Source organism: Burkholderia sp. WSM2232 (assembly GCF_000472545.1).
In the GTDB taxonomy this organism is placed as follows: domain Bacteria; phylum Pseudomonadota; class Gammaproteobacteria; order Burkholderiales; family Burkholderiaceae; genus Paraburkholderia.
Map to the genome: position 1 here is coordinate 65522 of NZ_AWZV01000030.1, position 21166 is coordinate 86687.

General features: G+C 62.7%; 17 protein-coding genes. 6 read left to right on the forward strand and 11 right to left on the reverse strand.

The window, feature by feature from the left end; all coding sequences use genetic code 11:
* Nucleotides 1–314: 314 nt before the first annotated feature.
* The gene (locus tag F757_RS0124355; protein WP_027213662.1) at nt 315–1004 is read left to right on the forward strand and encodes a response regulator; all 690 of its coding nucleotides are present in this window, start codon (nt 315–317) and stop codon (nt 1002–1004) included.
* Between the two features lie 128 nt (nt 1005–1132).
* Here the strand turns inward: F757_RS0124355 and F757_RS0124360 are convergent, their stop codons facing one another.
* Complete coding sequence (locus tag F757_RS0124360; RefSeq protein WP_027213663.1) at nt 1133–1819, reverse strand: orotate phosphoribosyltransferase; 687 nt, start codon at nt 1817–1819, stop codon at nt 1133–1135.
* 625 nt (nt 1820–2444) lie between these two features.
* Between F757_RS0124360 and F757_RS0124365 the strand changes: the two genes are divergently transcribed.
* Complete coding sequence (locus F757_RS0124365) at nt 2445–4727, forward strand: NADP-dependent malic enzyme (RefSeq protein WP_027213664.1); 2283 nt, start codon at nt 2445–2447, stop codon at nt 4725–4727.
* Between the two features lie 140 nt (nt 4728–4867).
* Here the strand turns inward: F757_RS0124365 and F757_RS0124370 are convergent, their stop codons facing one another.
* Nucleotides 4868–8473, reverse strand: a complete 3606-nt coding sequence (locus tag F757_RS0124370; RefSeq protein ID WP_027213665.1) for an indolepyruvate ferredoxin oxidoreductase family protein — start codon at nt 8471–8473, stop codon at nt 4868–4870.
* Nucleotides 8474–8837: 364 nt separating this feature from the next.
* Between F757_RS0124370 and F757_RS0124375 the strand changes: the two genes are divergently transcribed.
* Nucleotides 8838–9035 carry a hypothetical protein gene (locus tag F757_RS0124375; RefSeq protein WP_027213666.1) on the forward strand — a complete coding sequence of 66 codons (198 nt, stop codon included), beginning with the start codon at nt 8838–8840 and terminating at the stop codon, nt 9033–9035.
* A 231-nt stretch (nt 9036–9266) separates the two neighbouring features.
* On the opposite strand, the gene hppD is transcribed toward F757_RS0124375, so the two are convergent.
* The gene (hppD, locus tag F757_RS0124380) at nt 9267–10364 is read right to left on the reverse strand and encodes a 4-hydroxyphenylpyruvate dioxygenase (protein WP_027213667.1); all 1098 of its coding nucleotides are present in this window, start codon (nt 10362–10364) and stop codon (nt 9267–9269) included.
* Between the two features lie 173 nt (nt 10365–10537).
* Between hppD and F757_RS0124385 the strand changes: the two genes are divergently transcribed.
* Entirely contained in the window at nt 10538–11035 is a 498-nt protein-coding gene (locus F757_RS0124385; protein WP_027213668.1) for an Lrp/AsnC family transcriptional regulator, read from the forward strand.
* A gap of 93 nt (nt 11036–11128) precedes the next feature.
* Here F757_RS0124385 and F757_RS0124390 read toward each other — a convergent pair whose 3' ends face one another.
* From F757_RS0124390 to paaA, 8 genes are all read right to left on the reverse strand, one after another.
* Nucleotides 11129–11797, reverse strand: coding sequence for a GNAT family N-acetyltransferase (locus F757_RS0124390; protein ID WP_027213669.1), 669 nt, complete (start codon nt 11795–11797; stop codon nt 11129–11131).
* A 243-nt stretch (nt 11798–12040) separates the two neighbouring features.
* Nucleotides 12041–12649, reverse strand: coding sequence for a TetR/AcrR family transcriptional regulator (locus F757_RS0124395; RefSeq protein ID WP_027213670.1), 609 nt, complete (start codon nt 12647–12649; stop codon nt 12041–12043).
* 21 nt (nt 12650–12670) lie between these two features.
* Entirely contained in the window at nt 12671–13486 is an 816-nt protein-coding gene (locus tag F757_RS0124400; protein ID WP_027213671.1) for a DUF1835 domain-containing protein, read from the reverse strand.
* 142 nt (nt 13487–13628) lie between these two features.
* Nucleotides 13629–14717 carry a 1,2-phenylacetyl-CoA epoxidase subunit PaaE gene (gene paaE / locus F757_RS0124405; RefSeq protein ID WP_027213672.1) on the reverse strand — a complete coding sequence of 363 codons (1089 nt, stop codon included), beginning with the start codon at nt 14715–14717 and terminating at the stop codon, nt 13629–13631.
* Between the two features lies 1 nt (nt 14718).
* Nucleotides 14719–15279, reverse strand: coding sequence for a 1,2-phenylacetyl-CoA epoxidase subunit PaaD (gene paaD, locus F757_RS0124410; RefSeq protein WP_027213673.1), 561 nt, complete (start codon nt 15277–15279; stop codon nt 14719–14721).
* Between the two features lie 51 nt (nt 15280–15330).
* The gene (paaC, locus tag F757_RS0124415; RefSeq protein WP_027213674.1) at nt 15331–16134 is read right to left on the reverse strand and encodes a 1,2-phenylacetyl-CoA epoxidase subunit PaaC; all 804 of its coding nucleotides are present in this window, start codon (nt 16132–16134) and stop codon (nt 15331–15333) included.
* A 6-nt stretch (nt 16135–16140) separates the two neighbouring features.
* Nucleotides 16141–16425: a 1,2-phenylacetyl-CoA epoxidase subunit PaaB gene (gene paaB, locus F757_RS0124420; RefSeq protein ID WP_013340753.1), complete on the reverse strand. Its 285-nt coding sequence runs from the start codon at nt 16423–16425 to the stop codon at nt 16141–16143.
* A gap of 38 nt (nt 16426–16463) precedes the next feature.
* A complete protein-coding gene (gene paaA / locus F757_RS0124425) occupies nt 16464–17462 on the reverse strand; it encodes a 1,2-phenylacetyl-CoA epoxidase subunit PaaA (protein WP_027213675.1) in 999 nt (332 codons plus the stop codon).
* A 214-nt stretch (nt 17463–17676) separates the two neighbouring features.
* On the opposite strand from paaA, the gene F757_RS0124430 reads away from it, so the two are divergent.
* Together F757_RS0124430 and F757_RS0124435 are read left to right on the forward strand one after the other, a co-directional pair.
* Nucleotides 17677–19302, forward strand: coding sequence for an NAD(P)/FAD-dependent oxidoreductase (locus F757_RS0124430; RefSeq protein WP_027213676.1), 1626 nt, complete (start codon nt 17677–17679; stop codon nt 19300–19302).
* 94 nt (nt 19303–19396) lie between these two features.
* Nucleotides 19397–20668, forward strand: coding sequence for an SGNH/GDSL hydrolase family protein (locus F757_RS0124435; protein WP_027213677.1), 1272 nt, complete (start codon nt 19397–19399; stop codon nt 20666–20668).
* Nucleotides 20669–21166: the final 498 nt, after the last annotated feature.

Sequence of the window (21166 nt, forward strand, 5' to 3'; positions counted from 1 at the left end):
CTCCTGTGTCGATCCGAGTCGACGCCTCGCGCCCTCCCGGATGCGGTGCAGCATCAGGTCGCTGCGAAGGCGCGGGGCGCTGGCCTCGCGAAGTTTATTGTCTCGATTCTGTGTCTCAAGAGCGAATCAAGTCTAACATTAGCTGTACGATGCATCATTGTTGTGCGTCGGGGCGGATTGCAAGCCTAAAATCGGCTATAGTCGGAACAATTTACGCGATATGGCCCGTGTTCCTATTATGTCGAACTAAACAGTAAGAACAACAAAGAATGTCTGAAGTTTTGGAGAGGGGTTTTCCTGTCGAGGTACGGGCAATGCAAGACTTAGTCAAGGTCGTCATCGCCGACGATCATCCGGTCATCCTATTCGGCGCCGAACAGGCTTTGCTCAAATTTCCCGGCATTCAGGTGGTAGCGAGAGCGAGGCAGTCGACCGAACTGATCAAAATGCTGCAAACCACCGCGTGCGACGTGCTCGTCACCGATCTCGCCATGCCAGGCGGCCAGTTCGGCGACGGCTTGCCGTTGATCGGCTATCTGCGCCGCAATTTTTCCAACCTCCCGATCGTCGTGCTGACGATGCTGGAAAACGCCGCATTGCTGCAACGGCTGCGCGAGCTCGGCGTGACCTCGGTCGTGAACAAGTCCGACGACCTGAGCCACATCGGGCTGGCGGTCCAGCATGTGAGCCGGCATCTGGAATATCTCAGTCCGTCGGTCAAGGCCTCGCTTGATGCGCTGCGCATGAACGCCGGTGGCAGGAGCGACGAGGTCATGCTGTCGAGGCGCGAATTGGAGGTCGTGCGCCTGTTCGTGTCGGGAATGACCATCAAGGAAATTTCCGAGCAATTGAACCGCAGCATCAAGACAATCAGCACGCAGAAGAACACGGCAATGCGCAAGCTCGGTATCGACCGTGACTCGGAACTGTTCCAGTACGCGCAAAGCAATGGCCTGCTGAACCTGTCGTCGCACTCCGCGGAAGATACGGGGGACGTGGTCTAGCAGCACATGGGCCGTCTCGTCTCGCTGAAACAGCACGAGCCCGCGCACGAAGATGAAACAAAAAAGGCCGCCTGTCGGGAGACAGGCGGCCTTTCTGTTTGGGCCGATGGGTGACAGCGGCGCCTGGCTTATTGCGGCGTCGAGGTTGCGCCGCCATGCGCCGCCGACCATTCAGCCGGCGCGTGCAGGAATTTTTCCACTTCGTCGAGCGTCTTGCTGTCGAAATACTTGTTTTCCTTGGCAACGCGCAGCACGTCCCACCAGGTCGCGAGCGCGTGCAGATCGACGTCGATGTCTTTCAGCACCGACACGCTTTCCTTGAAGATGCTGTAGTGAAACAGCACGAAGCAGTGATTCACCGTGGCGCCGGCCGTGCGCAGCGCATTGATGAAGTTGATCTTGCTGCGGCTGTCCGTGGTCAGGTCTTCCACCAGCAGGACACGCTGACCTTCGGTCAGGAGACCCTCGATCTGCGCATTGCGGCCAAAGCCCTTCGGCTTCTTGCGCACGTATTGCATCGGCACCATCAGGCGGTCCGACAGCCACGCTGCGAACGGAATGCCCGCCGTTTCGCCGCCGGCCACGGCGTCGATCTGCTCATAGCCGACGTCGCGCAGAATCGTGCTTTCCGCCATTTCCATCAGGCCGCGGCGCACGCGCGGGTAGGAGATCAGCTTGCGGCAATCGATATAAACCGGGCTCGCCCAGCCGGACGTGAAAATGTACGGTTTCTCCGCGTTGAAGTGCACTGCTTGCACTTCGAGCAGCATCTTGGCGGTGGTGTCGGAGATCGTCTGGCGATCGAAGCCTGTCATGGGGCGGATCCTTGGGGTTGAGCGGGGAGAAGCGGGCGCGAAGCCCGGTGGCGCAGCAAGCGGGATATGCCGCGCCGTGCTGGGCGGAATATGCAGCCGGCCAGTGGATGCTGGCCGGTTTTGCTGCGCGCGTAGGCCGACATTTTACCCGAAACGGGCTCTTCGCAGGAGGCTGTCATGCGGGCGCGAACGCAATCCCGGTTGCTGCGATCGCCGAGGGGCAGCCGGGCGAGCCGAGGCGTCGCGGCTCTTGTCAGCCGAAGGCGGCCCGCGGCGCAGGCGGCCCAGCCACGCGCTTTCAGGGTCGCACAACCGAGCCACCGGGACGCCGCAATGCGCTGCATCGACCACTGCGCGAGGCGTCGCCGATGCGGCGGCGCAGCATGACTGGCGGGCTGTTTCGCCCGTGGCGAGCCGCGTTAACCAGTCGGTGCATCGACACCCGCGGGGTGTACACTAACCGACCCGCGTAGCACTCCGCACCGTCCCGCCCTCCGCCGAGGACCGACGCCGCGCCCAACTGGCGCACGCGAAAAGCGCCTCGGTCGATTACCCATTCGATACAGGAAGCGTCGCCGGACGTGCGGTGTGCCGGGCCCAATTTCTTACGTCTCGCAGGCAAAAAATGGACGAACAACTGAAGCAAAGCGCTCTCGCCTATCACCAGAATCCGAAGCCAGGCAAGATCTCGGTCACGCCAACCAAGCCGCTGTCGAACCAGCTTGACCTTTCGCTCGCGTACTCGCCGGGCGTGGCAGCGGCCTGCATGGCGATTTACGACGAGCCGCTCGACGCGCAGAAGTACACCTCGCGCGGCAACCTCGTCGGCGTGATCACGAACGGCACGGCCGTGCTCGGCCTCGGCAACATCGGCCCGCTCGCAGCGAAGCCGGTCATGGAAGGCAAGGGCTGTCTCTTCAAGAAGTTCGCCGGCATCGACGTGTTCGACATCGAGCTGTCCGAATCCGATCCGGACAAGCTGGTCGAAGCCATTGCAATGCTCGAGCCCACGCTCGGCGGCATCAATCTGGAAGACATCAAGGCGCCGGAGTGCTTCTACATTGAGAAGAAGCTGCGCGAGCGCATGAAGATTCCGGTCTTCCACGACGATCAGCACGGCACGGCGATCATCGCGTCGGCGGCCATTCTGAACGGCCTGAAAGTGGTCGGCAAGCAACTCGACAGCGTGAAACTGGTCTGCTCGGGCGCGGGCGCGGCGGCCATCGCCTGTCTCGATCTGCTCGTGAACCTGGGTTTGTCGAAAGAGAACATTCTCGTCATCGACTCGAAGGGCGTGATCTACGAAGGCCGTGGCAACCTCGACCCGTCGAAGGAACGCTATGCGGCGAACACCGAGGCACGCACGCTCGCCGACGCGATTCGCGGAGCGGACGTATTCCTCGGTTGCTCCAGCGCCGGCGTGCTGAAGCCTGAAATGGTCGCCGAAATGGGCACCCAGCCGCTGATTCTCGCGCTCGCCAACCCGGAGCCGGAAATCCGCCCGGAAGAGGCGAAGAAGGTGCGCCCGGACTGCATCATCGCGACCGGCCGTTCGGACTACCCGAACCAGGTCAACAACGTGCTGTGCTTCCCGTTCATTTTCCGCGGCGCGCTGGATGTCGGCGCGACCACCATCACGGAAGAAATGAAGCTCGCGTGCGTGCGCGCGATCGCCGAACTCGCGGAAGAAACTGATCAGGGCGATGAAGTCGCGAAGGCATACGAAGGACATTCGCTCGAATTCGGTCCGGAATATCTGATTCCGAAGCCGTTCGATCCGCGCCTCATCATCAAGATCGCACCCGCGGTCGCGCAAGCGGCTATGGATTCGGGCGTGGCGACCCGTCCGATCAAGGACATGGACGCGTATCGCGAAGAGCTCGGCACCACCGTGTATCGCACGGGCATGGTGATGCGTCCGGTGTTCGCCGCGGCGAAGTCGGAGCCGGCGCGCATCGTGTTTGCCGAAGGCGAGGACGAGCGCGTGCTGCGCGCCGCGCAATTCGTGCTGCTGGAAAAGATCGCCAAGCCGATTCTGGTCGGCCGTCCGTCGGTGATCGAAATGCGCCTGAAGAAGATGGGCTCGAAGCTCAAGTGCGGCGAAGACTTCGAGATCGTCGATCCCGAAGACGATCCGCGCTACCAGCAATGCTGGCAGGCGTATCACGAGCTCGGCGCGCGCGAAGGCGTGACGCCGGACGTGGCGAAGGCCGCCATGCGCAAGTTCAACACGCTGATCGGCGCTATCCTGGTGCGTCTGGGCGAAGCCGACGGCATGATCTGCGGGATGATCGGCCAGTACCACACGCATCTGAAGTTCATCGAGCAGGTGCTGGGCAAGGCGGACAACGTGCAGAACTTCGCCGCGATGAACCTGCTGATGCTGCCGGGCCGCAATCTGTTCATCTGCGACACGTACGTGAACGAAGTGCCCACGGCGGAACAGCTCGCCGACATGACCATGCTGGCTGCACGCGAAATCGAGAAGTTCGGCATTACGCCGAAGGTCGCGCTGCTGTCCAACTCGAACTTCGGCAGCGCGCCGTCTTCGTCGTCGCAACGCATGGCTGCGGCTCGTAAGCTGATTGTCGAACGCGCGCCCACGCTCGAGATAGACGGTGAGATGCACGGCGACGCCGCGCTGTCGGAAATGGTCCGCAAGGCCGCATTCCCCGGCACGACTCTGTCGGGCGAAGCCAATCTGCTGATCATGCCGAACGTCGAAGCGGCGAACATTGCCTACAACCTGCTCAAGATGGTCGGCGGCGAAGGCGTGACGGTCGGCCCGTTCCTGCTCGGCGCGGAAAAGCCGGTCCATGTGCTGACGCCGGCTGCGACCGTGCGTCGGATCATCAACATGACGGCGGTGGCCTCGGCGAACGCGCGCAAGTCGGTGAACGGCAAGTAGGCGTAACGGTACGTACAGCGCGAGCTTCAGTAAGCTTGCGAAAAGACAAACGCCACGAAACACGGGTTCCGTGGCGTTTTTTTATGCGCGTTGCGGACCGCATCGCGCCGGGGACCGCGCTCAGCGCGTGGCGATTGCCGTCAAGCGGCGTGCTGCGTCGTTCGCGCTTGCGGTGAGCGCCAGCGCGTGAGCAGGTCGTTCCACTTCACGCGCACAGCCTTCAGGTTGTTCTCCTTGATGTGCCCGAAGCCGCGAATGCCGTCCGGCAAATTGGCGAGTTCAACTGCCAGCTCGCGGTTTTGCGCAGTGAGCCCGCCAATCAGTTCGCGAACCAGCGCCTCATACTCGCCAATCAGCGCGCGCTCGGTGCGTCGCTCCTCCGTCTTGCCGAAGATATCGAGCGCGGTGCCGCGCAGGAACTTCAGCTTCGCGAGCACATGCATTGCGCTGAACACCCACGGGCCGTACTTCTTCTTGATCAGATGCCCTTGGGCGTCCTTCTTCGAGAACATCGGCGGCGCGAGATGAATGTGCAGCTTCCAGTCGCCCTCGAAGTTCGCTTTCAGCTTTTCAATAAACGCCGGATCGCTGTACAGGCGCGCGACTTCATACTCGTCCTTGTAGGCCATCAGCTTGGGCAGATTCTTCGCGACGGCTTCGGTGAGCGGCAGTTGGCCGTCGCCCGAGTCGAGCGCCGATTCCGCAGCGCGCACTTGCGAGACCAGCGCGCGGTAATGCGCGGCATACGCGTCGTTTTGCCATGCTGCGAGGTAGGCCGCGCGTTTGTCGATCAGCGTGTCGAGTGCTTTGGGCGTATGCAACGAGATGATCTTGCTGTTCGTGGCGTCAGCCGCGGCGCCAGTGCCCGCGCCCTGCGATTGCGCGAATTTGCGCACGGCCGCCGGATCATGTGCCGCGCGACGGCCCCATTCGAATGCCGCGCGGTTCTTCTCGACCTGCACGTTGTTCAGTTCGATTGCGCGCATCAGCGACTGGTACGTCAGCGGCACCCAGCCGCGCTGCCACGCGTAGCCGAGCACGAACGGATTCGTGTAGATCGCGTCGCCGAGCAGAGCGACCGCGAAATGGTTCGCGTCCACCGTGTCCACGCAATCGTCGCCTGCGCCCGCTCGCACGTCCGCTTCCGTGCTGCTGCCCGGAAAGCGCCAGTTCGGGTTCTTGATGAGTTCGGCGGTCGGCGTATGCGCGCTATTGAGCACCACGCGCGTTTGACCGGCTTGCATGCGCGACACGCATTCGTCGCTTGCCGTCACAATCGCGTCGCAGCCGATCACGAGACTCGCTTCGCCCATCGCAATGCGGGTGGCGTGGATGTCCCCGGGCTGATTCGCAATCTGCACGTGGCTCATCACGGCGCCGCCCTTCTGCGCGAGGCCGGTGACGTCCAGCACCGTGACGCCCTTGTTCTCCAGATGCGCGGCCATGCCGAGCAGTGCGCCGATCGTCACGACGCCCGTGCCGCCCACGCCGGTGACAAGCACGCCGTAAGGACGGTCGATGGATGGCAGCGCCGGCTCCGGCACCGGCGGCATGGCGTCGCCCACAATGCCGGACGCTGCTTTCGGCTTGCGCAACTGACCGCCTTCGACAGACACGAAGCTCGGGCAAAAGCCGTTCACGCACGAAAAGTCCTTGTTGCAGGTGGACTGATTGATCTGCCGCTTGGTGCCGTATTCGGTGTCGAGCGGCTCGACCGACAGACAGTTCGACTTCACCGAGCAGTCGCCGCAACCTTCGCACACCGCCTCGTTGATGACGATGCGCCGCGCCGGGTCCGGATATGCGCCGCGTTTCCTGCGCCGACGTTTTTCGGTGGCGCAGGTCTGGTCGTAAATCAGGATCGTGGTGCCTGGAACCTCGCGCAACTGGCGTTGCACTTCATCCAGCTTGTCGCGATGGTGGATGTCGATGCCCGGCGCGAGGCCGACGTTCGCGGAGTATTTCTCGGGCTCGTCCGTCACGATCACGATTTTCGACGCGCCTTCGGCGGCGAGCTGATGCGTGATCTGCGGTACGGTCAGCACGCCGTCGACCGGCTGGCCGCCCGTCATTGCCACCGCGTCGTTGTAGAGCAGCTTGTAGGTGATGTTCGCCTTCGAGGCGATTGCCGCGCGAATCGCCAGCAGACCCGAGTGGAAGTACGTGCCGTCGCCGAGATTGGCGAACACGTGTTTGTCGTTGGTGAAAGGCGCCTGGCCGATCCACGCGACGCCTTCGCCGCCCATCTGACTGAAGGTGCTGGTGCTGCGGTCCATCCAGACCGTCATGTAATGGCAGCCGATGCCCGCCATCGCACGCGAGCCTTCCGGCACGTTCGTCGACGTGTTGTGCGGGCAGCCTGAGCAGAACCACGGCTTGCGCTCGACTTCGACGCGCGGGCGCGCGAGCGCCTTTTCCTTGGCTTCGATCACGGTGATGCGCGCGGCGATACGCGCGCGCACATCCGACGGCAGATCAAATTTCGCGAGCCGCGCGGCGATTGCCTTCGCGATGATCGCAGGGGACAGTTCGTAATGCGCCGGCAGCAGCCAGTTGCCCATTGGCACCGACCATTCGCCGCCCGCGCCGTCTTTCTCGTCGAACTTGCCGAACACGCGTGGGCGTTGCGTATCCGGCCAGTTGTACAGCTCTTCCTTGATCGCGTACTCGAGAATTTGACGCTTTTCCTCGACCACCAGAATCTCGTCCAGGCCGCGCGCGAACGCTTGCGCGCCTTGCGCCTCGAGCGGCCACACACAGCCAACCTTGTACAGGCGAATGCCGATGCGCGCGCACGTTTCGTCGTCGAGACCCAGGTCGGTGAGCGCCTGGCGCACGTCGAGATACGCCTTGCCGCCCGTCATGATGCCAAAGCGCGCCTGTGGCGAATCGATTTCGACGCGGTCGAGCTTGTTCGCGCGCACGTAGGCGAGCGCTGCGTACCACTTGTAGTCGAGCAGACGCGCTTCCTGAACCAGTGGCGGATCCGGCCAACGAATGTTGAGCCCGCCCTCGGGCATGGCGAAGTCTTCCGGAAGCACGATTTTCGTGCGATGCGGGTCGATATCCACCGAAGCGGACGACTCCACCACGTCGGTCACGCATTTCATCGCGACCCATAGGCCCGAGTAGCGACTCATCGCCCAGCCGTGCAAGCCGAAGTCGAGATATTCCTGCACGTTCGACGGAAACAGCACCGGCAGGCCACAAGCCTTGAAGATGTGTTCCGACTGATGCGCGAGCGTCGATGATTTGGCTGCGTGATCGTCGCCGGCCAGCACCAGCACACCGCCGTGCCGCGACGATCCCGCGGAATTGCCGTGCTTGAAGACGTCGCCGGAACGGTCGACGCCGGGGCCTTTGCCGTACCACATCGAAAACACGCCGTCGTATCTGGCGCTGGGGTACAGATTGACCTGCTGCGATCCCCAGACGGCGGTGGCCGCAAGGTCTTCGTTGACGCCGGGCTGAAACACGACCTGATGCGCGGCGAGATGCTGTTTCGCCTTCCAAAGGGATTGGTCGAGTCCGCCGAGCGGCGATCCGCGGTAGCCGGAGATGAAGCCGGCCGTGTTGAGGCCGGCGGCGCGGTCGCGTTCCTGCTGCAACATCGGCAGACGCACCAGCGCCTGGATGCCGCTCATGTACGCGCGGCCGCGTTCCAGGGTGTATTTGTCGTCGAGCGTGACGGAAGATAGAGCGGCTTCGAGCGAGGCTCGCTGACCTGCGTCTAGCGGGGCATTCATTATGTGTACTCCTCCACCCAGTTTGGGATCGCCAAAACTTTTGGGCCGCGGCATCTTGTGAATGCGTATGGCCGGGGTCGCCATATTGACGTGTTTTAAGTGATGGTAGCACTGGTAAAAACCCGCCGCAGCACGCCGCCAATTTCCTCTTGCTGAAGCGTTCGGTGCGCCTCTATGCGCATTGCCTGGCCTGCAAAGTTCAGCCTGCTCGCCGGAGCCCTTGGTGTAACAAGCTGTAAAAGCTACAACTGTGCGGAACCGCGTGGGGCGCACCTGTCTAACCGGCACCTGTGAGCAATGTCTGTGTAACGTGCCGCATGTTGCGGCGCTTCAGGACAACAGGGCAGTTAGAAAAGGAGTACGCATGAACACGAGAAATATCCAGACCTTCCTGATGGTTTCGGCCGCCTTTTTCGCCATGAGCGCGCCGGTGCGTTCTAACGCGAGCACGGCGGCGCCGTCTGGCGTGATCAGCCGCACCGCGCTGGTGGCGCCCGCGCGCGTGGCCATCAATCGCATCTCGCGCGAGAGCGCGTCGCGCAAGGAAGATCAGAATTCATGACGCGCCGCTGAGGCTGCGCGTTAGGTTCACGTAGCCGTCGCTCGTAGTCGGGCGGCGGCGCAAACGCCAAGGGCGAGAATCGTGCGATTCTCGCCCTTGGCGTTTTTTCGGCGCGCTTTTTCGGAGCGTATAGTCAGCGCTTATCGTCAGCCCTCAGATCAGCGGTTCGATCAGCGCTCATTGCTCGCCCCGCGCGCGAGTCCGGCGCGAGGCCGCCGGCGCGCTCGTAGTTCAAGCCTTGTCCTGCACCACGCCGCGGCGGATCTGATCCAGCTCGATCGATTCGAACAGCGCCTTGAAGTTGCCTTCGCCGAAGCCCTGGTTGCCTTTGCGCTGGATGATCTCGAAGAAGATCGGGCCGATCTGGTTCTCGGTGAAAATCTGCAGCAGCAGGTCGTCGGGGGCGCCGTCGATCAGGATCTTGCGTTTGCGCAGTTCCTCGAGCGGCTCGCCGTGGTTCGGCACGCGGCGGTCGACGAGTTCATAGTAAGTGTCGATGGTATCGAGCAGCGAAATCTTCGACGCGCGCAGGCCGTCCACGGTCCGGTAGATGTCGTTGCTGCCAAGCGCGATGTGCTGGATCCCTTCGCCGTGATACGCGTCCAGATATTCCTGGATCTGGCCGGCGGTTTCCGAGCCTTCCTCGTTGATCGGAATGCGGATCTTGCCGCACGGCGACGTCATCGCTTTCGACTTCACGCCCGTCACCTTGCCCTCGATGTCGAAGTAACGCACTTCGCGGAAGTTGAAGAGCCGCTCGTAGAACTCGGCCCATTCCTGCATGCGGCCACGGTGGACGTTGTGCGTCAGGTGGTCGATGTAGGTGAGGCCGTGGCCGACCGGGTTGGGATTCGCGCCGGGAATCGGCTCGAAGTCCACGTCGTAGATGTCGATGTTGCCGACGCTGCCCGGTGCAGCGCCGTTCTTGCCGCGCCAGCGGTCTACGAAATAGATGAGCGAGTCGCCAATGCCCTTGATGGCCGGAATGTTCAGCTCCATCGGGCCCGTCTTGTTGTCGAACCCCCACGCGCCTTTTTCGAGTGCCTGCTTGTAGGCCTTCGCGGCGTCCTGAACCCGGAACGCAATCGCGCAGATCGACGGGCCGTGCAGGCGCGCAAAGCGTTGCGCGAACGAATCCGGCTCCGCATTGACAATAAAGTTGATTTCGCCCTGGCGGTAAAGCGTCACATCCTTATGACGGTGACGCGCAACAGCCGTGAAACCCATCTGCTCGAAGAGCTTGCCGAGCGCCTTGGGATCGGGCGCGGTGTATTCGATGAATTCGAAGCCGTCGGTGCCGACGGGATTCTCCCAGGTTGGAACCTGCATTGTCTGTCTCCATGTCGAGAGCGCGGGGCGCCCGGAATCGCGCGGAATGGGAAAGAGCGCGACCGAATGACGCAAGTGTAAAGGCCAAGTCGCGCCGGAAACTTGCGAACTTAATCGTGCGGGGGTAGGGTTGCGCTATTTTCTAGCTCAATTTCACGACTTTACGGCAGAAGATGGCCAATATAGAGATAGACGCGATCGACCGGCGTATTCTGACCATCCTGCAGGAGAACGGCCGCTTGTCGAACCAGGAGATCGCCGAGCGGATCAACCTGTCGCCGAGCCCGTGTTTGAGGCGCATCCGGCGGCTCGAAGAGACGGGCGTGATTCGCGGCTACGTCGCGTTGCTCCACGCTCAGCGCCTGGGGCTCGATCTGCTTGCGTACGTCAACGTGCGGCTCGAAAAGCGCGGTGGTCCGGCGCTTAGTCCGCGTGGCGAGGCGACCCATGCGGATCTATTCCGCGCGGCCGTCCAGACCTGGCCCGAAGTGGTGGCCTGTCACGCGATGACCGGCGACATGGACTATTTGCTCCGGGTTCAGGTGGAAGACATGGCGCACTTTTCCCGGTTCGTGCAGGATCAACTGCTGCATCATCCGTCGGTGATCGACGTCAAAACGAGCTTCTCGCTCGACACCATTAAAGAGACGACGGCGCTGCCCATCTTGTAGATATACGGACGCGACACGCGGTCTACGCGCGTGGCAAACAAAAAGGGCAGCGCTAAGGCTGCCCTTTTCAATTGTTTGAGGATACCCGCGGATTTACGCGGCGGCGGTCGCCGGCATGAAGGTCTCGATCAAGCGGGACGCACGGCGTGCCTGGCGCTTGAGGGCATAGTCGAACACCGCGGCCTGCTCCTGCAGCATTTCAGTGATGATGCTGGTCTGGTCAGCCGGCGGCAGCGTCAGATAAGCGTCTGCTTCGCCATAGGCATACTCGATCTTCATGCCCGCTTTCTTCGCGATGTGCATCATGGTCGAATTGCGCGACAGGCAATGCATGTAGAGGGTCGTGACATGCGTGTTGCGGCTGCGAATGGCCGCGCGCTCGAACAGCCGGGACCCGATACCTTTACCGCGCACGCTCTCGAGCACGGAAACGCCGAACTCCGCCGTGCGCTTGTCGCCTTCCGCCGGCAGGTAAGCAAGGTGGCCCACGCCGGTCAGTTGCAGTTGATCGTCGAACACACCGAACACGGTGTCGCGGGTGAAGTCGATGGCGCGCACATAGTTTTCAATGACGTGGTCGGGCACGACCTGGCCGAAGCGCAGCAGACGGTCGTCCTCGTCGAGTGCGAGGAAGTGCGCCAACAGTCGCTCGCGGTCAACAGCGGTGAGTTCCCGGACCAGAGCAGGCGTACGACCGGCGGGCAGCGACACGCGATCGTGCGCGACGATCGGCTCGGCGGCGCGGGGTGTAATCATGTTCATGGTCAGGTTCTCCTTGTCATCATGCGGCGTTGGTGCACCGCAAAAACGATTCTAGCGGAAACGCGGACGCTGCACTAGGGAAAACCCGTATCAAAATTTGAAGCTCGCGCCTAAATCTCTCGCGGGCGAAAGACAAGTGATTGATTCTTAAAAATAAATATAAAAGAACGAGCGTGCAGTGCTGCGTGTCTTCAATATTCGACTTGTGGACTTAGCTGCCCTGCATATTGCTGTGCCGCGCAATCACACCGCTGCAGAACCCAGCCCATGGTCGACCATGCTCACCACCTGCTCGGCAAATTCCCGATAACCCATGCGTCCGCCGGGCTTGAGCCAGGTGAACGTCCAGTTGATCATGCCGAACACCATCATCGTGAGCGCCGTCTGATTTTCCCGCGTGGCGCGCTCGGGGTAGGCCCGGGCGAGTTGCCGCGCAAACGCGGCTACGACGTCGCGCTGGCGGTTCAGAATCACCTCGCGCTGTGCGTCGACGAGATACTTCACGTCGTTAAGAAGCGCGACGTGCCGGCTGTGCGACGTTTCATATTCCGAGAGGAACGCGCGGATCAGTTCCGCGAACGTCTCGCGCTCCGTCAGGCCGCGTCGCTGACTTGCGCCCTCCACCTCGGCGATGATCAGCATCAGCCGCTTGGTGTAGCGGTCCAGCAAGTCGAACAGGATCGCTTCCTTGCTTTCGTAATAGTGATAAAGGCGCGCCTTCGAGGTGCCGCTGGCGGCCGCCAGATCGGACATGGACGTGCTGGGATAGCTCGTCTGCGCAAACTTGGCAGCGGCTAGCTCCAGAATCTGTTCGCGCTGCGTTTCGTGGTCGGGGGCTCGGGTGCGGGCCATGATGGTCTGCTAGTTGTCTGCTTATTCGTGTGAACAGAGTGAGAGTGCCGCGCACAGCTCGAGCGTGCGCCAGGCGCTCGCGTCGCCGCGTAGCTTGATCCGGCGCACGGCGGCCATTTCGCGCAACCGCCACAGCACAATGCTGTCGCTGACGAGAAACCCGAGTTCGGCGGTCATGACTTGCGCGGCCACGCGCGCGGCCGGCTGCCAGTCGCCGCTGACGTGCTCCAGTATTAGCGCGTCGAGATCGGCAAAACTGCCGCTCGTGAAAGTGTTGTCGCGCCAGCGCCGCGTTTCGCCGTTCGCATGCTTGGCTTCTTGCCATTCGAGCGCGAGCCGGCTGATACGCAATACGGAAATAGGCGCCGCATCGGGCAAGCGCGCCTGCAACACGGTCGGCGCGAACATGCCGACGCAGGTCGCCCGGTCTTTCCGGTCGTACGCCCACGCGCCGCTGTCCGTGAGATCGCGAATCGACAGGCGAACTTCGTTCAGGCGCTGCGGATGGTTGCGCAGGTAATAGCAGACTCGGCGCAGCATCAACTGATCGGATGCGCTTTCGCCATGCCACACGACCAGGTTCGCTTCGCCGCGCACAATGGCCTCCAGCGCCGCCGCCTGCTCGCGGAATTCACGGACAAAGTCGCGTTTGGTGTCCGCGCTCACGCGGTCCCAGAATGCTGCGCGCGCTTCGGGGCTGTCGTCGATGCCGCGCAATGGGCCGACCGCCAGATCGTCGCGCAGTGAGTACACGCGATCGTCGCGGCCCGCTTCGCGCAACGCCGTGCGCAATGATTCCGCGGCGACGTCGCCGTTGGTCAGGTGGATCGTGCTCATCGGCCTTGGCTGGTTTTTAGAGGGCGATTGACAAAGGGCCGCTCGCCGACGGAACCGGCATGGTCCCACGGCGAGCGGCCCCTAGTGTAAGCGGATCGCGGTACGGCTCAAAGCAAAGGGGCGCAGCGCGCGCCGGACACGCTCAACGTTCGTCGTAGCTCACCACGACGCGATCGCTGACGGGATGGCATTGGCACGTGAGCACGAACCCGTCGCGGATCTCGTGCTCCTCGAGCGTGTAGTTCTTTTCCATCTTCACTTCGCCTTCCACCACTTTGGCGCGGCAGGTACAGCAAACGCCGCCTTTGCAAGCGTACGGCAGCGCGAGTCCGGCGCGCAAGCCGACGTCGAGCACGCTCACACCCTCGTACGGAAGGCGCAGCTTGCGGCGCTTGCCGTCGAGCACGATTTCGAGGTCGGCTGCGGGCGTGTCTTCAGTGATTTCGATGGGCGGCACGCCGGCTTGCGGCAGCGGCGAGCCGAAGCGCTCCACGTGCACTTTTTCGGGCGGCACGCCGGCCGCTTTGAGCGCGGCTTCGGCGGCGTCCATCATCGGCGCCGGGCCGCAGATAAAGGCTTCGTCGATGGAATCGGCGGCCACGAGACTTTCGAGAAACGCCGCGCATTTCGTCTGGTCGAGCACGCCGTTGAACAGTTCGACGTCCTGCAAGTCGTCCGACAGCACGTGATACAGCACGAAGCGGTTCATGAAGCGGTTCTTTAGATCTTCGAGTTCTTCCGCGAACATGATCTGGTCGACGCTGCGATTGCCGTAAATCAGCGTGAACGTGCTGCGCGGTTCAACCTCGAGCGTCGTCTTGATGATGGCGAGCACGGGCGTGATGCCCGAGCCGCCCGCAAATGCGACGTATTGCTGGCCGTGGTCCGCGTTCAGGTGCGTGAAGAAGCGACCGTCAGGCGTCATGACCTCGATGGTGTGGCCAGCCTGGAGCGTGTCGAACGCAAAATTCGAGAAGCGGCCGCCGCGCACTCGCTTGATGCCGATGCGCAGTTCGCCGTCGCGGTCGTAGTCGGTGACGCCCACGCAGATCGAATAGGAGCGGCGCGTTTCTTCTCCGTCGATGTGCGTTTTCAGCGTGACGAACTGGCCTTGGGTAAAGCGATAAAGCTCGCGCAGGTCGGCGGGGACTTCGAAGGCGACCGAGACCGCATCAGCGGTTTCTGGCCGCACTTCGCGAATACGCAGCGGATGAAATTGCGGGGTAGCCATGTCAGTATGGTTTGAAATAGTCGAAGGGTTCGCGGCAGTCGAGGCAGCGGTACAAGGCTTTGCACGCGGTCGAGCCGAACTGCGCGAGACGCTCGGTATGCGCCGAGCCGCAACGTGGGCAGGAGGGCGCCGGTAGCACACGCGGCATGAAGCGCAGCACTTTTTCCTGCGGCCCGGATGCGCGTGCGCTCGCCGATCCGCAATTGCCCGTGGGCGGCGCAATGCCGTAGGCGCGAAGCTTGTCGTGTGCCTCTGCGGTCATCCAGTCGGTGGTCCATGCGGGCGCGAGCACCGTGGCGACGCGATAGGGCGCGAGCCCGGCAACGTCGAGCGCGTGACCGACGTCTTCCGCGATCTGCGACATGGCCGGGCAACCCGAGTAGGTCGGCGTGATCACCACCTCGAGTGTGCCGTCCTCGGCCCGACGCACATCGCGCAGAATCCCGAGCTCGCGGATGGACACCACTGGAATTTCTGGATCAGGCACGGTTTCGAGCACCGCCCACGCGCGTTCGAGCGTGCTGTCGGTGTCGGCGGCGAGGGGCGTAGTCGAAATGGTCATGGTCGGTTTGGCGCAGTTACGGGGCGCAGTTGCCGGGCGTAGTTACCGGGGTCACCAGGTCGCGCCTGGATGCTGCCGTGCGAGGCTTTGCATCTCGGCCAGCACGAAGCCCATATGCTCGGAATGCTCGCCGTGCTTGCCGGTCGGCACATGCTTGAGCGGCTCGGGGAGCGCGAGCGTGGCTTCTTCGAGCGTGGCGCGCACGTCGTCGAGCCAGGCGGCTTCGAGATCGGCGGTGAGCGGGCCGATGCCCGAGGCCGCGATTGTTTCCTCGACGGCGTCCGTGCTGAAAAACTCGCGCGTGTACGGCATCAGATAGTCCAGCGCGGCCTGCGCGCGGCGGTGCGATTCCTCCGTGCCGTCGCCCAGGCGCACGAGCCATTCGCTTGCGTGATGCACGTGGTAGCTCGTCTCCTTGATCGACTTCGCGGCGATTGCGGCAAGTTGCGCGTCCGTGGATTGCGTGAGCGCCGTCCACAAATGCGCCATCAGCGTCGAGTAAAGGAAATTGCGCGCGATGGTGACCGCGTAGTCCTTCTCTGCCTGTGCCGTGGCCGACAGCGGGCCGTAATGGGGCAGTTCGACCAGCGTGTAATTGGCGAACTCGCGCTCGGCGCGAAAGTACGCGTAGTCGTCTTCGGTACGCGTCTTGCCGGTGAGCTGCTGCTCGAGCGAGGCCGCGTGCGTGTAAAGCAGACGCGCCTGGCCGATCAGGTCGAGGCTCATGTTGGACAGCGCGATATCCTCTTCGAGAATCGGGCCGTGGCCGCACCACTCGGCGTTGCGCTGACCGAGGATCAGCGCGGTATCCGCGAGACGCAGCACGTATTGCAGTTGTTCGGGCGTGATAGTCATGGCCGCTTACATGTGGTTGACTTCGTCGGGGAGCGTGTAGAACGTCGGATGGCGGTAGATCTTGTCGCCGGCCGGTTCGAACAGCTCCGCCTTGTCTTGCGGCGCAGACGCCGTGATCGCCGAAGACGGCACCACCCAGATGCTTACGCCTTCCTGGCGGCGCGTATAAACGTCGCGCGCCATGCGCAGCGCCATTTGCGCGTCGGCGGCGTGCAGACTGCCGCAGTGTTTATGGTCGAGTCCCTGCTTGCTGCGCACGAACACTTCCCAAATCGGCCATTCCTTGTTCATCCTGATCTCCTGATTCCTTGCAGGGCGCGCCGCGTGTGTCAGGCGGCGTGCTGTTGTGCGCGTTGGCGTTGTTTTTCGGCGTGGGCGATTGCGGCTTCGCGAACCCAGGCGCCGTCGTTATGGGCTTTGACGCGGGTGCCGAGGCGCTCGCGATTGCATGGACCGTCGCCGTTCACCACGCGCCAGAATTCTTCCCAGTCGATGTCGCCGTAGTCGTAATGGCCGCGCGCCTCGTTCCACTTGAGTTCCGGGTCGGGCAGGGTGACGCCGAGCACCTTGGCCTGGTCGACGGTGGCGTCGACGAATTTCTGGCGCAGGTCGTCGTTCGAAATGCGCTTGATGCCCCATTTCGACGACTGATTGCTGTGGATCGAGTCTTTGTCGCTTGGGCCGAACATCATCAGCACCGGCCACCACCAGCGGTTGACCGCCTGCTGGACCAGCTCGCGCTGCGCTTCGGTGCCGGACATCATCGCCATCAGCGCGTCGAACCCCTGGCGCTGGTGGAACGACTCTTCCTTGCAGATGCGGATCATCGCGCGGGCGTAAGGGCCGTAAGTGCAACGGCACAGCGGAATCTGGTTCATGATCGCGGCGCCGTCCACCAGCCAGCCGATCACGCCGACATCCGCCCACGTGGGCGTCGGGTAATTGAAGATGCTCGAATATTTGGCCTTGCCCGAATGCAGCGCCGCGATCAGTTGGTCGCGCGAAACGCCAAGCGTCTCAGCCGCGCTATATAGATAGAGGCCGTGGCCGGCTTCGTCCTGCACCTTGGCGAGCAGAATCGCCTTGCGCTTGAGGCTCGGCGCGCGTGTGATCCAGTTGCCCTCCGGCAGCATGCCGACAATCTCGGAATGCGCGTGCTGCGAAATCTGCCGCACCAACGTCTTGCGATAGGCCTCGGGCATCCAGTCCTGCGGTTCGATTTTGCCGTCCGCGGCCATCACGGCGTCGAACTGCGCCTGCTCCGGCGACGTTGCGCCTGACTCCAAGGGAGCCACATTGCCGGGAATATCCAGGGATTGCGTGTACATGAGGACGCTCTTCTGCGGAAGTTGTCTGGTTCGCACAGTATAAGCCAACCGACCGGTCGGTTAATAAATTTTTTGAGACGGCGCGCGGTGACCGATAGAACGGCTACCTGTGCATCGCCGGTTTGCTTTCGCGCCAAGGCCCCGCGCCGACGCTGAACCTATAAAATTGCGAATTGGCCGCGATCCGCGGCCCTCCCTGCATTTCCGGTACTTCATGTTACGTCTAAGCGAAATCAAACTCCCGCTCGATCACCCCGAAAGCGCTCTAGAGGCCGCCGTTCGCGCGCGGCTCGCGGAACTCGGTGTGGCGCGTGACGGGCTCGTCCGCTACTCGGTGTTCCGGCGCGCGCACGACGCGCGCAAGCGCTCGGACATCAAGCTCACCTATATCGTGGATGTGGAGGTGACGGACGAGGCCGCGGCGCTCAAACGGATCGCCGACGTGCCGCATTGCGCAGTCACGCCCGACATGACTTACCGGTTCGTCGCGAAGGCGCCGGCGCAGTTCGCGGGGCCCCGTCCGGTAGTGATCGGCATGGGGCCGTGCGGGTTGTTCGCCGGGCTGATCCTCGCGCAAATGGGCTTCCGGCCGATCATCCTCGAGCGCGGCAAGGCGGTGCGCGAGCGCACCAAGGACACCTTCGGACTGTGGCGCAAGTCGGTGCTGAACCCGGAGTCGAACGTGCAGTTCGGCGAAGGCGGCGCGGGTACGTTTTCGGACGGCAAGCTCTACAGCCAGATCAAGGACCCCAGGCACTACGGGCGCAAGGTGCTGGACGAGTTCGTGCGAGCCGGCGCGCCGGAGGACATTCTTTATCTGAGCCGGCCACACATCGGCACCTTCCGTCTGGTCAGCATGGTCGAGAAAATGCGCGCGACCATCCATGAGCTGGGCGGCGAAGTGCGTTTCCAGACGCGGGTGGACGATATCGACATCGATCAGGGCAAGGTGCGCGGGCTCAAGCTCTCGACGGGCGAGACGCTGCGCTGCGACCACGTCGTGCTCGCGGTCGGCCACAGCGCGCGCGACACCTTCCAGATGCTGCACGATCGGGGCGTCTATATCGAAGCCAAGCCGTTCTCGCTCGGCTTCCGGATCGAGCACCCACAAGGCGTGATCGACCGCAGCCGGTTCGGCAAGTTTGCCGGCCACAAGCAACTGGGCGCGGCGGACTACAAGGTCGTGCATCACTGCAGCAACGGGCGCGCGGTGTACAGCTTCTGCATGTGCCCCGGCGGCACGGTGGTCGCGGCGACCTCGGAGCCCGGGCGCGTGGTGACCAACGGCATGAGCCAGTATTCGCGGGCCGAGCGCAATGCGAATGCGGGAATCGTCGTGGGCATTACGCCCGACGACTACCCCGGCGGGCCGCTCGCCGGCATCGCGTTTCAACGCAAATGGGAAGAGCGGGCGTTCGAGCTCGGCGGCGGCAACTATATGGCGCCGGGTCAGCTGGTTGGCGATTTCATTGCTGGGCGGCCGTCCACGTCGCTCGGTTCGGTCGTGCCGTCCTATAAGCCAGGGGTGCATCCCACAGATCTGAGCACGGCGCTTCCTGATTACGTCATCGAGGCGATCCGTGAAGCTCTGCCGCAGATGGAGAAGAAGATTGCCGGCTTTGCGATGCATGACGCCGTGCTGACGGGCGTCGAGACGCGGACGTCGTCGCCGATCCGCGTGCGCCGCAAGGACGACTATCAGAGCATGAACGTCGAAGGGCTGTATCCGGCCGGAGAGGGAGCGGGTTACGCTGGCGGGATCTATTCAGCGGCTATCGACGGAATCGAAGTGGCCGAAGCTCTGGCCTTGAAGATGAGCGGGACGCTGGCGGGGCGGTAAGCATGCTGGTGGTCGGGCGTGGCCGGTGATCCCGGTCGCGGCCGCCGGCGCCAATCGTGCACAATGCCCGTTTCGCCTCAAGTCAGATATTGGAATGACCATTCGCTCCCTGGCCGCGGCATGCGGCGCTGCGCTACTTTGCCAGTTTGCAGTTTCCCTGCCCGCCGCAGCCGCCGAAACGTCGGCGCACTGGGTCGCCGCGTGGGCGACCGCGCTGCAAGCCATCCCTCAGCGGTCGGATCTGCCGCCACTGTACCGGGCGCCGGAAGTCGCTGGGCGCACCGTTCGGCAGATTGTTTATCCAACGTTGTCGGGAGGCTCTGCCCGGATCCACCTCAGCAATAAGTACGGCGCGACGCCACTGACGATCGAGGATTTGCGCATTGCTCGATCATCGGGCGGCGCGGCGGTGTCTGAGGCCGGTGGCGCACGTGTGACGTTCAGTGGAAGGGCGAGTGTGAGCATCCCGCCGGGCCGCGAGCTAGACAGCGATCCAATTGTGATGGCCGTTGCGCAAGGCGCGCCTTACGCGATTAGCGCGTTCATGGGGCCGCAGCAGCGCGTCGTGGCGTGGCACCGCGTATCGAACCAGCTGAACTACGTTTCGAGTCCCGGCAATCACACGGCGGACGCTTCGGCAGCCGCGTTCCGCGGACGGTTCACGCAATATCTGTGGGTAACGGGACTGTCCGTGGACGCGGCGCCTGATTCAACGGCAATCGCGGCCATCGGCGATTCGATCACGGACGGCATGCGCTCCAGCCTGAACCAGAACCGCCGCTGGCCCGACGTGCTAGCGCGACGGCTGGCCAGTTCGGCAAGCCGCTCGACGGCGGTGATCAATCTCGGTATCAGCGGCAACCGGCTGCTGAACGATTCTCCCTGCTACGGCGAAGCGCTGGTCACGCGCTTTGGCCAAGACGTGCTCGAACGGCCTGGCGTCAAGGCGGTCGTGCTGCTAATCGGTATCAACGACATCAACTTCGCGGCGATGCCGGCGCGCAATGGTCTGGACTGTGATTTCCCGCATGCTGCGGTGACGGCCGCCGACCTGATCTCGGGCTATCAAAGGGTCATCGCGACCGCGCGGCATGCTGGAGTGAAGGTGTTCGGAGGAACGTTGACGCCTGCGGCGCTTGCGCCCGAGCGGGAAAACATCCGGCTCGCCGTCAACCAGTGGATCCGGTCAAGCCATGCATTCGACGGCGTCGTGGATTTTGACGCCGCACTGCGCGATCCGGCGCTGCCGGCCCGTTTGCAGCGCCAATACGATAGCGGCGACCACATTCATCCGAGCGATGCCGGTTATGCGGCGATGGCCGACGCGATTCCCACTGGCGCAATCGTGAGTTCGGCGCTCAGGTGAACCGTGAGCCGCCAAAAAGTTTCGAGCGAACCCTTGTCATCAGGCTGTGCGTGACCTAGTATTTCGCTCCTCGTCTGCGAACGAGGAGCCGCGGCGGAAACCAGCGGCAATGGCGTGAACGATGTTTTAAGCGAAAGCAAAAAATACAGTTGACGAACCATGAAAGAGTCTTCATAATCTCGCTTCTCTGCTGCTGATGCAGCAACGCAGAACGAAGCGGTGCCGGGTAGTTGAAGCAGGCGCTGCGGAGTGAGCGGACCGATCTTTAAAAACTAGCAGCCGATAAGTGTGGGCGCTTGATGCGCGANGCGAGCCGGGTTNTTCGGNATCTGGCGNNAAGCGAAAGTATCAAGTCTCACACAGTAATGAAAGGAAGGTTTTTCTGTCGAGAGATGGAAGGATCATTCGTCAGTACGTTGAGTGAGCGACCGGGTTCGAAAGAGCCCGAAAACAGTAACAGGTTTGAACTGAAGAGTTTGATCCTGGCTCAGATTGAAC

Bases quoted from the DNA above. Each gene is read 5' to 3' on its own strand.
- F757_RS0124400 (WP_027213671.1), bottom strand. From the start codon at position 13,486: ATGAGCACGATCCACCTGACCAACGGCGACGTCGCCGCGGAATCATTG.
- F757_RS0124370 (WP_027213665.1), bottom strand. From the start codon at position 8,473: ATGAATGCCCCGCTAGACGCAGGTCAGCGAGCCTCGCTCGAAGCCGCT.
- hppD (WP_027213667.1), bottom strand. From the start codon at position 10,364: ATGCAGGTTCCAACCTGGGAGAATCCCGTCGGCACCGACGGCTTCGAA.
- F757_RS0124385 (WP_027213668.1), top strand. From the start codon at position 10,538: ATGGCCAATATAGAGATAGACGCGATCGACCGGCGTATTCTGACCATC.
- paaD (WP_027213673.1), bottom strand. From the start codon at position 15,279: ATGACCATTTCGACTACGCCCCTCGCCGCCGACACCGACAGCACGCTC.
- F757_RS0124430 (WP_027213676.1), top strand. From the start codon at position 17,677: ATGTTACGTCTAAGCGAAATCAAACTCCCGCTCGATCACCCCGAAAGC.
- F757_RS0124390 (WP_027213669.1), bottom strand. From the start codon at position 11,797: ATGAACATGATTACACCCCGCGCCGCCGAGCCGATCGTCGCGCACGAT.
- paaE (WP_027213672.1), bottom strand. From the start codon at position 14,717: ATGGCTACCCCGCAATTTCATCCGCTGCGTATTCGCGAAGTGCGGCCA.
- F757_RS0124375 (WP_027213666.1), top strand. From the start codon at position 8,838: ATGAACACGAGAAATATCCAGACCTTCCTGATGGTTTCGGCCGCCTTT.
- paaB (WP_013340753.1), bottom strand. From the start codon at position 16,425: ATGAACAAGGAATGGCCGATTTGGGAAGTGTTCGTGCGCAGCAAGCAG.
- F757_RS0124360 (WP_027213663.1), bottom strand. From the start codon at position 1,819: ATGACAGGCTTCGATCGCCAGACGATCTCCGACACCACCGCCAAGATG.
- F757_RS0124435 (WP_027213677.1), top strand. From the start codon at position 19,397: ATGACCATTCGCTCCCTGGCCGCGGCATGCGGCGCTGCGCTACTTTGC.
- F757_RS0124365 (WP_027213664.1), top strand. From the start codon at position 2,445: ATGGACGAACAACTGAAGCAAAGCGCTCTCGCCTATCACCAGAATCCG.
- F757_RS0124355 (WP_027213662.1), top strand. From the start codon at position 315: ATGCAAGACTTAGTCAAGGTCGTCATCGCCGACGATCATCCGGTCATC.
- F757_RS0124395 (WP_027213670.1), bottom strand. From the start codon at position 12,649: ATGGCCCGCACCCGAGCCCCCGACCACGAAACGCAGCGCGAACAGATT.
- paaA (WP_027213675.1), bottom strand. From the start codon at position 17,462: ATGTACACGCAATCCCTGGATATTCCCGGCAATGTGGCTCCCTTGGAG.
- paaC (WP_027213674.1), bottom strand. From the start codon at position 16,134: ATGACTATCACGCCCGAACAACTGCAATACGTGCTGCGTCTCGCGGAT.